Below are 12467 nucleotides of genomic sequence, written 5' to 3'. Positions count from 1 at the left end.
GGGGGGGGGGGGGGGGGGGGGTGGCCGTGTGGGGTGGCGCGGCGTCTCCTTCTCCCCCACCCCCCCCCCCCCCGCTATGTTGCTCCGCTCTGCCCAGCGTGTCGCTGGGCGGGCCGCCGTGCTCCGGTCTCTGCTCAGGCTGTCCTGGCACCTTTGGCAGTGATCAATTCTCGGACGGGCGGTGGCAGGACTCCTGGCATTTCCAGGACATGCCGCTGACAGCCGGGCACCAAGTCGTCCATCACCGCGAGCCTGTCGCACAGGAAGAGCAGCGTCAGTGCGGAGAGGGCACCCTTTGTCGGCGACCAGCGACGATCGCGCAGGGTCTCGATGACAGACAGCCCGGACATCAACTGCCTGCCGCACAGCCACTCCAGGGTGGCCTCCGCGAGGTGACCGGCATCCAGTTCGTTTTCGACCCGCGCACACAGGTCCAGGGCCCACGCGCGCACCTGCATCGCCGTGCTCCAGCCGACGGCCAGGTCTTCCAGCGACGCCCTCTCCGCCAGGTCCCGCAGCAGGTCGCGGACGTCACCCGCAGGAATGGCGGTCAGTGACCCGTCGTCTGCGAGAATCTTCGCTGCTGCGTCGGGGACGTCCTGCTGCGTTGTCTCGATGAGTGAGGCGACCGGATGAGCGGTCATCGTCGGATTCATCGCGCGCACCAAGTCCCCGATCTCCTGCAAGGAGACCGAGCCGCCCAGGGTAGCGCTCACGGCGGACAACGTCGCGTCCCGCGGCGTCAGCTGGGGTGCTGAGGCGTTGCTGTCCAGCGTGGTCAGTTCCGCAGGAGGTTCGCCAAGGGCGGCGGCGATGCGTTCATCGATGCGCCGTGCCCGGGCAGGCACAAGGGTGACCGTCTGGCCGGTCTCGACCAGGTGATCGGCGAGGTGGTCCAGGCGCCGGTCCAAGTCCTGGGCGGCGCCCGGGCCGTCGTAGTCGCCGGGGATGGCGATGGTGTCCACGGCATTGCGGAAGGCGGCCCGCACCGTCGGCTCCGGTACCGGGAGACCGTCGGCGAACAGCAGCAGTGCCAGGTCTGCTGGCCGCTTGCCCCGGCTGGCACGGCGGGCGAGAGCAAGTACGAGGTCGTAGCTTTCAGGCGGCGGCGAGGAAGTGCTGCCCTTGCCGCGGCCAAGGCCCCCGCCGTGAACGTTGGCCGGCAGCAGGCCGGCACGCCGCCAGACAGCCAGTCGTTTCTCGCTGACGGAGAGACCGTGGCGCGCAGCGTGATCAATGAGCTGCTGGTCGGCCGTGCTGGGGCCGTTGCTGGAAGACATGGCGCGACGGTAGCGGTGCCCGCACCGGGCACGGGCCGGTTTTAGAGACCCCCCACCTTTGTCGGGTCGGTCTGGTATGCGTCCTCTGAAATGGCCATGAAGTGGCCACGGTATGGCGTACCAACGCCGCTTCGGATCCGCCACTTTGGAAGAGACCCGGTCCGATGCACCAGGCAGATGCCGTCCGCGGCACTGTTGCTGCGTGCCCGATCCCTAAAGGAACTTGCATCACATGGCCTCCGACATGGACGACCGTTCTCAGGACCACGACAACCGGGAACTGCGCTTGGCTGTGCTCGTTCTCGCCCTGGTGGTGGGGCTGCTGGTCACTGGCGCCGCTATTTACCTTGCCCGTGAGCACCCGAGCCTGGCACAGCCGCTGGGCGTAGGCGCCACCGTCATGAGCGCGCTCTGTGCTATCACGGGCGTCATCGCCCGCGTTACGCGGCGATGACCCTCAGAGTCCGAGAACGGCCACCGTGGCGTCGGGACGTTCCGGTGGCGAGCTGCTAGCGGGCAGGTAGGGCGCTGTTGCATTACGGACGGTTCCTCATCGGGCCTACGGATCGGTCAGCGCCGCCGGGGAACGGGTGGCTGGTGAGGCGATCTGGGTGGCGGGGCGGGTGCGCTATGGGTCACCCGTTTCGTCGGCTGACGCGTTCCGATTCCCTCGGCGAGTTTTCCGGTGAGGTGGGAGAGCAGCGCAGCGGGCGTGTATGTGGAGGCGTGAATGGCCCAGGTGGGTCGGTCGGGGTTCTGTCCTGCCCACAGGGTCCAGGTGGGGAGGTAGTGGCCGGAGTTCTGGGCGGCGAAGGCGTCGAATTGCACGCCGGCGTCTTTCGAGGGGGTTTCCCAGCGGATCCATCGTCCGTCCACCGTGTGGTTCCATCCGGCGTCGGTGAGGGGCCGCGTGGCTTCGGTGACGGTCTTGTCCGTGATGGGGTTGCCAGCGGCTGTTTCCCACGTGTCCGTGTCGGCCAGCTGGTTCAGCAGGGCCTGCAGCACGGGGGCGGGCGCGGTGTCGGTCGCGGTGAGGTGCCACATGCGTTCGGACACGGGTGTTTCGTACGCGGCCACGGTCCAGGAGGTCTCCTGGAGGTCGGCTTCGTGGACGCGTTCGATGCGCACGGTCTGGGACTCGTGAATGGCGTGGGTGGTGTCGTCGGACCAGGTACGCCACTTCTGCCATTCGCCGTGTGCGGTGAGGAACTCCTCCAGCAGGGTGTCGTGGTCGCCGGGGTCGGCTGCGTACGCCGGCACGACTTCTGGTGTCGGTGCGGGCTCGGGCTGGGCCGTCGGCGGTTTCGTGCCGGTGTCCGGTGTGCCGAGGAAGGTTCGGGCCTCGGCGGTCTGGCGCTCGGTGTCGGTGAGAGGGGCGGGGCCGGGGCGCATGGTGTCGCCGTGGACGCGTTCGAACATGGTGAGAGCTTTGGCGGATGAGTCGAAGGTGTCGGCGACCTGCCGCAGGTGGTTCTCGCCGTGGAGGTAGACGCTCTTGCCCGTATCGAGGTAGGTGCCGACCGCGACGGTGGTGTGGCCGTCGTGGGCGTGGGCGTGGATGAGGAGCCGTCCGTGCCGGATGTCGTCGTAGATCTTCTGGGCCTCGTCGGACACCTTGCGGATTTCCGCACGGGTGCACCACGGCATGGGGTAGTTGGCCCAGGTCCACTCCTCGGCTATGGCCTCGCGGAGCGGGCCGCTGATCTCTGTCGTGATGCCGGCATCGTTGAGTTGCCGGGCGGCTTCGTTGGCCCAGTAAGGCTCTTCGTGGTCGATGCGGGCCAGGACGAGCGTGTTCTGCGCGGCGGCTTCCCAGCCGTCGGCCTCCAGAGCGGTGACGGCGATGTGGGCCTGGGAGCCGGTGACGGTCGCGGTGACGGCGCTGGAGTGCGTGGGGTGGGTGTCGAGGAGGACGCGGGCGTCGAGGGCAGGTTCGGTCACTCGGGGTGTGCTCTTTCCGCCCGGTGGCCGGACCCGATAGGGGCCCGGCCCCCGGGATGGTCGGGGTCAGCGGGTGAGGCGGCCGGCGGGGGCCGCGGTGGTGGGGGCGGGGCCGGTGCGCCGGGCTGCCGGGGTCGTGCGGGGTGGTGGGCCGGTTGCCGGGGAGGTGGCGTGCTGCCAGCGGGTGCGGATGGCCGTCAGTTCGGCGAGGGCGCGGCGGCTGCCGACCACGAGCTGGTAGGGGCTGTTGGCCGGGTCGTCGGTGAAGGCTTCGATGCGGCGGCCGACGTGGTGGGCGGTGGCGAGGACGGACCGGGTCAGGATCCGCTCGGCGAGGTAGGGCGCGGACACGTCCGGCCGGGCGAGGAAACCGAGCACCTCCCGCGGGTCTTCGACACCGCTCAGGACGCCGCGCTGCTGGGCCTGCCAGAGGACGGTCACCGGATCGACGGGCGCGTGCCGGCGCACCAGTGCGGTCAGGCACTGCCAGAGTCCGGCGTGCAGGCGGAGGGTGAAGTCCTCTTCCGTCAGCCAGCGCATCTGCTCGGTCTCGGCCGGCCGGGCGGTGGCCGTGGCGAGCAGCAGCCGCTCCTCCTGGGCGGCCTCTTCACTATCGGGAGGGGGCTCCAGCGGGGGTGTGGGGGTGCGGGGCAGGGAACTGAAGTGCGGTGGGAAGGCGGCGGCGATGCCGTCCACGACAGTGGCGAGGGCGTCGGCTTCGGCCAGGGCGCTCGGCACGGGGTGGGGGAGCGAGGCGTCCCGCGCGGTGTGCGTGAGGTGTTGGGCGGCCTTGTGCAGGCGGCGGCGGGCGTGCTCGGCTTCGATGATTCGCGCGTACGCGGGCGCGTGGCGGGGGGTGGGGCAGGCGCTGATGAGGGCGTGCAGGTGGGCGATGGTCAGTCCGCGTGCCTGCGCACGGGCGGTGGCGAGGACCTTGGCCAGCCAGGCGATGTGCTCGGCGTGTTCGCCCGGATTGGGGGTGGGTTGATTGCGCAGGGCGGCGACCGCGGCGGCGTGATCGGGGGCTTCGACCGGGGCGGGGGCCGGGAGCGCTTGGATCGCGGTGAAGACGGCGGCGTGCGCGGTGGTGGTGAACGCGTTGGGTGCGATGCCGGTGACGTCGGGCAGGCGGTGCGGTTCGGACAGGAGGGCGCCGAGCAGGGCCTGCTCGGCGAAGTAGCCCGGCAGTGACGGTGTTCTGGCGCCGGGGTTGTTCTCCTGCGGGCGGATGGTGGGGGGCATCAGGCGGCGAGGGTGAAGTCGTCGGGGCGGAAGGTGGCGTTCAGGTGCGGGGCGAGGAGGTGGGCGGCGAGCCGGGGCGGGACGGCGTTGCCGATCTGGGAGAACTGCTGGCCCTTATTGCCCTGCCAGGGGTAGTCGGCCGGGAAGGACTGCAGGATGCCCGCCTCCCGTGCGGTGATCCGGATCGGCTCCGGCACCACCATGGCCTCCTCGGTAGTGGCGTCGTCGGAGGCCGGGGTGGCGGGCTCGGCAATCCAGGTGCATTCGTTCGCGCGGTGGCCGAAGAACAGCGTTCCGGCCGGCTCCTGGACCGACCGCACGGTGGCGTGGGCCTGGTTGTTGCTCCGCAGGGACCAGGACCAGCGGTGCGCTTCCGCGGTGAACGTCGGCGCCGGACGGTCGGCGGGCCGGTCGTGGCCGGGCCGGGCGGTCCAGGCTGATCCCTCACGACGGGACCGCAGGACGGCTCCGCCCGGGTGCGGGGCCCAGGTGCCGCGGTTGCGGGCGTCGGCGAGGGTCTTGCGGGAGCCGGAGGGGAAGGGCTCGGGGCCGCCTCCTGGGCCGCCGCCGGCACACACGGTGGGCACCGGGCCGTCGGTCCGGCCCCACCCGAGGGCTTCGGCCATCGACACCCACCGGTCCCGGCCGGGCCCGAACAGCGACTCGGGCTCGGCGATCTGGGCGTGCGTGGGCGGCGGCGGCCCGGCGGTACGCACGCGGGAGGCGAGCAGGATCGCACGGCGGCGGGTCTGGGGGACGCCGTAGTCGGCCGCGTTGAGGATCCCGGTCCACACCGAGAAGCCCCAGGTGCGCAGGATGGCGGCGTACTGCCGCCACAGGGGCAGGACGTCGGGGACCTCCTCCATGGCCACCCACTCCGGCTCGCCCACCGTATGGAGGGCGTGGAGGTAGCGCATGGGCTCGGCGGCGAGCAGGGAGCGCGGGTCGGCGCACGCGGCCAGCAGCTGGGCGCGGGTGTCGCGGCTGGCGGCGAGGTCGGCGACGGCCTGGTGGACGAGCGGCTGGTCGACCAGGCCCAGACGCTTGCCGGCCATCGACCACGCCTGGCACGGCGGGGAGGCGATCAGCCCCAGGACACGCCCGGAGAAGATCCACGCGGGGTAGCGGGCGACATCCGTCTGGATGGTCAACTGCCCAGCCCGGGCTCGGGTTCTGCAGGCCCACGTGTCCCACTCCAGGCCGATGTCGCGAGCCCCCAGCAGGGTGAGGGCGTGGCTCCAGCCGCCGGGGCCGGCAAATATATCAAGGACGATCCGCCTCACGCGGTCAGTCCGAAGTCGTCTTGCACCGGCTCGGGTTCGCCCCGACAGGCCCACGGAGAACAGCCGTCCACCACCCCGTTCTCCAGCTCCTCCGCCCCCGCGGTGCGGTCATCGATCTCCTGCTGGCGCGCAGCCCACTCGGCCGCCGTGACGTGGTCGATCGGCGCCTGGTCGAGCGGGACTCGGGAGCGGTGCAGGAACGCCTGCCCGAGCAGCCGGTTGCCGCCGGCGTTCGCGCGGGCGTTGCCCGCCCGGATCGCGGCATCGAACTCCACGACGTCCTGCCACTCCTCGGGGCTGGTGTCCCGGATGCGCCGCCACTGAGCGTTGCCGTGGAACGGGCAGCCCAGGCAGCTGGACTTGGGGGTGTCGGCGAGGCCCAGGGAGGCGAGGTAGCGCAGGCAGTCGCTGCGCGACCAGCCCAGGTCGATCAGGGGGTGGCGGTTTCGCATGTAGCGGACGTCGGCGTCCTTGGCGCGGTGGAACTCGTCGGTGGAGATGCCCACCCATTGCTCGGCGAAGACGTCCTTCGGGACGCGCCGCGGGTAGGGGTAGCCGAGGAGTTCGCGGACTTGTCGTTTGATCGGTTTGATCTTGTATTCCCCGGTGCACTGGCGCCGGGTCATGCCCTGCTTGCCGTCCTGGTTGAGGATGTACAGCGGCATGGACGCGAAGCGGTGGTCCGGGTCGAGGGCGTCGTTGCGGATGTTGCCGGAGGAGACGCGCAGGATGGGTATCCCGGCGGGGGCGGCGATCTCCTTCTCCAGTCGGTCCAGGTGCTGGTAGACGGCGTGGGGCTCCCAGCCGGTGTCGGCGAAGATGGCGTAATCCGCCTTGGGGAGCAGTCCGTTGGCGGACAGGGCGAGCAGGGTGCTGGACTGGACACCGGCACCGAGAGAGATGCAGATCAGCGTGGGCGAGGCGGTAATCAGGGACTTCCTTGCGTGAACGAGGCAGCGGCGGGGCGCCGATAGGGCGGAGCTTTCAACGGCGGGTGCGGGCGGTGCCGGCCGCGGCGTGGGCGGGGACTGGGCTGACCGTGGGCGGGCCGGGGATGTGGACGGCGTCGATGACCGTGCTCAGGACGCAGATGCCGAGTGCGGTCAGGCGTACGCGGTCGCGTGAGGGGCCGTGGGGGAAGAGCGGGGGTACCGTGGCGGGCTCGCGCGTCAGCAGACCCTCAGCTTCCAGGTGGAGGAGAACGTCGAGGGACACCGGCGCGGTGTGGCCGTAGGCGTGCTGGCCGTGGTGGGCGGTGACGGTGATGTGGCCCTGGGCGACTTCGAGCAGAGCACCTCGCTGGGCGGTGTCGAGGCCGGGGACCGTGGTGGTGCTGCGTGCCCGCTGGGGCAGCCGGGTGGCGATCTGCGTGGCGGAGGTGACAATGGCCGCCGGGGCGAGAGCGGTCAGTTCACGGGCCAGCCGCAGGTACTGGCCGAACCCGCGGCGGGGGTCAGGGGATGTCGGTTCGGCGTCGTCGGCGGGCGCGGCTTGCTGGGCGGCGGTGAGGTAGCGCGTGGCCCCGCCGGTCAGGTAGGCGATCTGCGTCAGCCGGACGACGGCGCTGATGACCGGCTCGACGGTCGGCAAGTGCTGCTGCCGCACCGCCTTGATGGACGCGAGGGTCTCGCGTTCCAGACGGTGGGAGGAGGACACGTAGGCGTCCGGGGGAAGGGGGGCGCGGTCGGTGAACAGCAGGTCGATCGCGTCGTTGTGCCGGGTGTAGAGGTCGGCGAGTGCCAGCAGCCGCTCCACGGGCGTCAGCGTCACGGGCGCGTCCACGTCGAACATGGGCGTCTCGGGGTCGGGCGGTGTTGTCATCAGCGGCGGTGCCTGGCGGCAGATGGGGCGGGGGCGGACAGGGGTAGTGCCGGTGTGGTCTGCTCGACGGCCGGCGGGGGCGTGGTCAGGCAGGCGCGGGCGTCCGACAGCGCGTGCAGGGCGTCATGGACCTGCTTGGTGAGTTGGCTCAGCGCGTCGATGGCGTCGAGCTGTTTGTGCGGGGTGCTTCGGGCATCGGGCTTGCTCAGGGCGAGGACGGGGGCCAGCGCCAGGGTGTAGTGGGCGGTGGCGCGGCCGAGGTGCGCGGCTGCCCGGCCGAGCGGCTCGACGCGGGTCTGGTCCGCGGGATCGGCGCGGTCGCAGTGGAGACCGAAGTGGGCGTCGCCGACCGCGCGGGTCGTCAGGTGACAGAGGAGGTCGATGTGCCGCATCACGGTGAACACGCCGTAGGGGGAGGCGGCGACCGGGTGGCCGAGGAGGTCGGCGACCACGGCGTCGAGCGCCTCCGCCATCGTCATCTCGTCCAGGTCGCTCGGCTCGTAGGTGTGCAAAGGGCGGGCTCCTCGGGAGGGTTCAGCGACTTGTCGCACGGGTCGCGGCGGGTCTGGCCGCGGGCGAGAGGGTCGCGAGTGGGGCGGACCGAGGCCGGCCCAGGGCGGCGAGGGCGGCGGTCAGGGCCTGGCGGCCCTCGGCGGTGAGGTGAGGGCGTTCGTCGTGCAGCCACAGCGCGCAGGATTCACGGCGCACCAGGTCACGGCTTTCCAGGGAGCGGATCGTGGTGATGGCGATGCGCCCGGTGCCCGGCTCGACGAGGACCTTGTCCTCATGCTGGTCGAGGGTGACCCGGCCGGCGGCGACGGCTTCGAGCGCCGTGTGCTGCGCCAGTGACAGGGCCGGCGGCGGCGGGAAGGCGCCGGGGCGCTGCCAGTGCAGTGCGCGGGCGAGGAGACCGGCGGCGGCCAGGCAGTCCTCGGTGCCGAGTGCGGTCAGCTGTTCGGCCAGGCGGGTGTGCTTGGCGGCCTGTGCTGTCTGTTCACTGGGCAGACCCGTTGCCGGCCCCTGTCCGGGGTGGTGGACGATGGTGTGGGACAGCAGGTCGACTGCGTCGATGAGGTGATCGGCGGCGACCACGGCGAGGGTGGCGAGCTGCGTCATCCGGTTGATGGCGCGTTCGACATCCGGTGAGTGGTAGAGCCCTGGCGCTGTACGGATGGCGTCGCGCGCATTGAGCGCGCCCCGGGCCAGGGCCTGGGTGACCGGGATGTGTTCGGCTGTCGTTGCGGTCACGTGGGCGGGATGCGCCGAGTTCAAGCGGGTGAGGACGTCGTGGTGCCGGGTGAAGTCGGCGCCGAGGAGCAGAAGGCGCTTGGGCAGGGAAAGGTCGGGCAAGGTCATCGCTTCGGGGGTCGGCCGGTGTGCGCGCGGGCTGCCTGCACGGCGGCGTGGTGGACGTAAGGACGGACGGGCGCTGCAGTTGCGGGGGTGATCAGCGCCCCTGAGCCGTGCTGGACGAGGTAGGGCAGGTCTTTGAAGAGCCGTTCGACCGGTGCCGGGTCGGCCAGGTGGGCGAAGAACTGCCCGGCCAGCTGGTCGGGGGCGTCGCGGCTGAGGGTCGCGGTCCATTCCGTGTCGAACCCGTCACCGAGTGCGTGAACCGCCAGGGCAGTTCCTCGTCGGGTTCGTGGGTCAGGACGCAGTGCCCGTCGGGGGAGGTGTGGGCCGTGGTGGTCTCGGTGTGGGTGGTGGTCCAGCCGTTGAGGGCGGCGGTCTGGTCGAGGGTGCTCGTGGTGAGGGGGATGCGGTCGGTGTGCCGGGTGTCGCCGAGGAGCTGGGGCAGGGCCTGGGTGACGGCGGCGATGGCCTCGATGGGGGTCTGCCGGGAGAACCGTGCTGTCCAGCTGGGGTCGTGGTGGCGGATGGTCCACCACGATCCGTCGAACCGGGTCGGTTCGAAGTCGAGGAAGGCGCTGCCGCAGGGACTGTCCAGGCGGATGTGCCCGCTGGCCGGGTCGTGGTCATAGGACCAGCCGAACAGGTGGATCAGGGGGCCGAGTGCGTCGGCGATGCGGGTGCCGGACCCGGCCAGGTACCTCGGGGAGACGAGCACGAGGTCCTCGGCCGCGAACGTGTTCATCGCCGCCGCCCGGCCGTGGAAGCGGCAGAGGAGACGGGCCGGACCGGTGCTGCCGCCGGCGGCGAGGGCCGCTGGGTGTCCAGGACCAGCCATCCGGCGGCGGTGACCGTGACGTCCCGGCCGCCGAGCGAGGAGTCCCGCTCCTGCATGTGGACGAGCCGGTTCTTGGCCAGGAGGTGGAACGGCTTGCTGTGGATGGTGCTGCCGTCACCGGCCCGGATCGTCTCCCGGCCGCCGCGCAGTGAACGCCACAAGCGGGCTTCGCCCTGGGCGATCTTCTCCAGTGCCGTGTACTGGGCGCGGGTGAGCTGTGGCAGCGGCGGCATGTGCTGCGGGTGCCGGATGAGATCACGGGTGATACCGGAGGCGGTGTAGTGGCAGCCCGTCACGCAGACGTCCAGCTGGTGGGCGGCATCGGCGAGGATGTCCGCCAGCCCGGCGCGGATCTTGGCCTCCCGGGCTTGGCGGGCGGCGTCGTCCAAGGGCGGCTCGCCGGAGAACCCGGCCGCCTCCAGCGGGTTGTCGGCCACTGCTTCGGCGAGGTCGAGGGCGGCCAGACAGGCTGCTTCCGCGACGGTGCTCAGGGATTTCAGGCAGGCGCGGCTGCCGGGGACGACGGTGTACTGGCTGGCGTCGAGGACGGTCAGCTGCCGCAGGGTACGGCCTGCCAGCTCGTGCACCTGGGCGATGGCCGCGACGAGCTGCTTCAGCAGCTCGCTGCCCAGTTCCGTCTTCAGACGCGTGACGCCGGTCTTGAGGGTGTCGAAGTCCGCGCCGAGCCGGCGCAGGTCATCGACGGCTTTGAGGAGGTCGATCTGGGGAGTGGTGATGGTCGGTCTCCAGAAGAGATCAGCGGGATCGGCGCGGTTGTCGTCGGCGGCGCCGACGGCGAAGATCTGTCCGGCCGGGGGCGCGTGGTGGCGGTGCCAGGCGCGCACGAAGTCCTTGGCCTGACGGGAACGGACGGGCACCAGGTGCAGCCGGTGGCTCATGCGGCCTGCCCGTAGCCGTCCTGGGCGGGGATGTGCTTGGCGACCGCGCGGGCGGTGATGGCCTGGGAGGCGCGGGCTGAGGCGGCGGCCAGTTCGCCGGCGCCGGGCTCGGCGTACCAGGGACGCAGGTCGAGCATGGCGGCGCGCATGCCGGTGGCGAAGAGCAGGGCGGTGCCCTTGGACAGGGCGCGGATGGCGTCGGCGGGCAGGATCCGCTCCTGCCGCATGCTGACGGAGGTCGACTTGCCCGACTCGGAGGTGGAGGTGGAGGTGGTCTCCACGTCGTGGTCGCCGATCAGCCGGGACAGCTTGTCCGCGAAGTCCGGGTCATCGATACCGGAGCCGATGACCTTGACGGTGGCGGCGGACCACATCGCGTCCATGCCCGCATCGCCCCAGACCTTCTGGCCCTGGCGGTAGGACTGCAGGATCGTGATCGGGATGATCCCGCGCGAGCCGAGATGGGAGTACAGGTCGGGCAGGTCGCTGATCTTGCAGACGTTGGCGGCCTCGTCCAGGATCGCCAGCATCGGCGGATCGAGCCTGCCGCCGGCGCGCTCGGCCTGCGCTGTGGCGGCCCGCATCACGGAGTCGGCGCACGCCGCGATCAACGCGGACGCGCCTCCGCCGCCGTCCTTGGACAGCAGGTACAGGGTGTCGGTGGAGGTGACGAAGTCGGCCGGCCGGAACTCGGGGATGCCCTTCTGGGGGGTGACCCAGGCGGCGATCTCGCTGTTGAGGAGGGCGGCGGCGTACTGGCGGGCGGTTTCGTAGATGCCGTCGCGGGTTTCCGGAGGGCCTTCCACGGTGCCCTTGAGCTGGGCGGCGACCGCGGTGAACTGGTGGTCGCGCAGGATGTCGAGCGGGGTGCGGTCGGCGGGGAAGGCCAGCCACTGCATCACGTCGGTGATCGGCCGCTCATCGAGCGCGGCGGCGAGGAAGAGCTGGGAGAGGATGTTGGATCCGGCCTTGGACCAGAAGTCGCCTTGCTGGGAGGCGTCCACGGACGCGGCGAGGAAGTGACCGGCCAGACGGCCGGCACCGTCGAGGGTCTTCGCGTCGGCGAGCGGGTTCCACCACATCTCACGTGCGGCGTGGGCGATCTGCTGCGGGTCCATCGACCACACCCGTCCCACTGTGGCGCGGGCGTCCTGGGTGGCGGTGTAGGCGTCACCGGCCGCCTTGTTCGACGTCAGCAGGACCGGGCCGGGCGCGTCGAGGATGGACGGGATCGCCAGCGACGTCGTCTTGCCCGACCGCGGCGCCATGATGGCGACGGCGACGTCCTCGTACCCCATGCGGACCTCGTGCCGGGTCCCTTGCAGGTTGCCCAGGAGGATGCCCGTGTCCTTCGGGGCGATGTGCCTGGCGGTCTTCAGACTCGGGCGCAGCGACCGCGCTTTGGCGGTGATCGCCTTGGCCATCAGGGGCTCGATGTCCCTCGGCTTGGCCATCGCCGTGATCCGCTTCTTCCGGCTGCCGCCGTTGTTCCTATGCCGGGCCCACAGCAGGCCGGCCGTCGCACCGAGGGCGAGCAGGACCGTGACGGGGGCGATGCGGGCACCGAGCAGCAGGGACGTCTCGCCGACGTCGGGCCAGAGCTGGTCGGGGTGGAGCAGGGCGTTGGCCGGCTGGTAGGGCGCCCAGGGGTGTCCGGTGAGGGAGGCGGTGAGGTTGCCGGACAGCCAGGCGAGGTGGGACAGGGGGACGACGACGGCGAGGACGCTCATGAGGAGACGGAAGACGAGGTCGTAGCCGTCGGAGGTGTTGGCGGGGGCGGGAGGCAAAGGGCTGCGTGCTCCGGTGCGGGGGG

At 71.3% G+C, this 12467-nt stretch carries 12 protein-coding genes and 1 pseudogene; 1 reads left to right on the top strand and 12 read right to left on the bottom strand.

Features of this window, described 5'->3' with window-relative positions; genetic code table 11:
- Positions 1-134: 134 nt before the first annotated feature.
- Positions 135-1280: a hypothetical protein gene (locus ACZ63H_RS25215; protein WP_469868611.1), complete on the bottom strand. Its 1146-nt coding sequence runs from the start codon at positions 1278-1280 to the stop codon at positions 135-137.
- A 232-nt stretch (positions 1281-1512) separates the two neighbouring features.
- On the opposite strand from ACZ63H_RS25215, the gene ACZ63H_RS25210 reads away from it, so the two are divergent.
- Positions 1513-1734, top strand: a complete 222-nt coding sequence (locus tag ACZ63H_RS25210; protein WP_469868609.1) for a hypothetical protein — start codon at positions 1513-1515, stop codon at positions 1732-1734.
- Positions 1735-1850: 116 nt separating this feature from the next.
- Here the strand turns inward: ACZ63H_RS25210 and ACZ63H_RS25205 are convergent, their stop codons facing one another.
- From ACZ63H_RS25205 to ACZ63H_RS25155, 11 genes and pseudogenes are all read right to left on the bottom strand, one after another.
- Entirely contained in the window at positions 1851-3221 is a 1371-nt protein-coding gene (locus tag ACZ63H_RS25205; RefSeq protein ID WP_469868607.1) for a DUF317 domain-containing protein, read from the bottom strand.
- Positions 3222-3287: 66 nt separating this feature from the next.
- Positions 3288-4463, bottom strand: coding sequence for a DnaB-like helicase N-terminal domain-containing protein (locus tag ACZ63H_RS25200; protein WP_469868605.1), 1176 nt, complete (start codon positions 4461-4463; stop codon positions 3288-3290).
- Positions 4463-5737: a DNA cytosine methyltransferase gene (locus ACZ63H_RS25195; protein ID WP_469868688.1), complete on the bottom strand. Its 1275-nt coding sequence runs from the start codon at positions 5735-5737 to the stop codon at positions 4463-4465. The genes ACZ63H_RS25200 and ACZ63H_RS25195 overlap by 1 nt, the downstream gene beginning before the upstream one ends.
- Positions 5738-5742: 5 nt before the next feature.
- Entirely contained in the window at positions 5743-6615 is an 873-nt protein-coding gene (locus ACZ63H_RS25190) for an adenine nucleotide alpha hydrolase family protein (RefSeq protein ID WP_469868687.1), read from the bottom strand.
- A gap of 115 nt (positions 6616-6730) precedes the next feature.
- Positions 6731-7567, bottom strand: coding sequence for a hypothetical protein (locus ACZ63H_RS25185; RefSeq protein ID WP_469868603.1), 837 nt, complete (start codon positions 7565-7567; stop codon positions 6731-6733).
- Positions 7567-8079, bottom strand: coding sequence for a hypothetical protein (locus ACZ63H_RS25180; RefSeq protein WP_469868601.1), 513 nt, complete (start codon positions 8077-8079; stop codon positions 7567-7569). The genes ACZ63H_RS25185 and ACZ63H_RS25180 overlap by 1 nt, the downstream gene beginning before the upstream one ends.
- 22 nt (positions 8080-8101) lie before the next feature.
- A complete protein-coding gene (locus ACZ63H_RS25175) occupies positions 8102-8923 on the bottom strand; it encodes a hypothetical protein (protein WP_469868599.1) in 822 nt (273 codons plus the stop codon).
- A complete protein-coding gene (locus tag ACZ63H_RS25170; RefSeq protein ID WP_469868685.1) occupies positions 8920-9453 on the bottom strand; it encodes a DUF317 domain-containing protein in 534 nt (177 codons plus the stop codon). Before ACZ63H_RS25170 ends, ACZ63H_RS25175 begins: the two co-directional genes overlap by 4 nt.
- A pseudogene (locus ACZ63H_RS25165) lies at positions 9423-9662 on the bottom strand (DUF317 domain-containing protein); the annotation flags it as partial. The pseudogene ACZ63H_RS25165 and the gene ACZ63H_RS25170, both read right to left, overlap by 31 nt.
- Positions 9659-10654 carry a hypothetical protein gene (locus tag ACZ63H_RS25160; protein ID WP_469868597.1) on the bottom strand — a complete coding sequence of 332 codons (996 nt, stop codon included), beginning with the start codon at positions 10652-10654 and terminating at the stop codon, positions 9659-9661. The gene ACZ63H_RS25160 and the pseudogene ACZ63H_RS25165, both read right to left, overlap by 4 nt.
- Positions 10651-12384 (bottom strand): type IV secretory system conjugative DNA transfer family protein, encoded by a 1734-nt coding sequence (locus ACZ63H_RS25155; RefSeq protein ID WP_469868683.1) that lies wholly within the window; start codon positions 12382-12384, stop codon positions 10651-10653. The genes ACZ63H_RS25160 and ACZ63H_RS25155 overlap by 4 nt, the downstream gene beginning before the upstream one ends.
- Positions 12385-12467: the final 83 nt, after the last annotated feature.

The sequence above is a fragment of the Streptomyces sp. NPDC104831 genome, assembly GCF_055583025.1.
This window is presented reverse-complemented; position numbering and strand designations above follow the sequence as displayed.

Coding starts and splice junctions, on each gene's coding strand:
- ACZ63H_RS25215 (WP_469868611.1), bottom strand. CDS start 1,280: ATGTCTTCCAGCAACGGCCCCAGCACGGCCGACCAGCAGCTCATTGAT.
- ACZ63H_RS25210 (WP_469868609.1), top strand. CDS start 1,513: ATGGCCTCCGACATGGACGACCGTTCTCAGGACCACGACAACCGGGAA.
- ACZ63H_RS25200 (WP_469868605.1), bottom strand. CDS start 4,463: ATGCCCCCCACCATCCGCCCGCAGGAGAACAACCCCGGCGCCAGAACA.
- ACZ63H_RS25185 (WP_469868603.1), bottom strand. CDS start 7,567: ATGACAACACCGCCCGACCCCGAGACGCCCATGTTCGACGTGGACGCG.
- ACZ63H_RS25175 (WP_469868599.1), bottom strand. CDS start 8,923: ATGACCTTGCCCGACCTTTCCCTGCCCAAGCGCCTTCTGCTCCTCGGC.
- ACZ63H_RS25160 (WP_469868597.1), bottom strand. CDS start 10,654: ATGAGCCACCGGCTGCACCTGGTGCCCGTCCGTTCCCGTCAGGCCAAG.
- ACZ63H_RS25155 (WP_469868683.1), bottom strand. CDS start 12,384: ATGAGCGTCCTCGCCGTCGTCGTCCCCCTGTCCCACCTCGCCTGGCTG.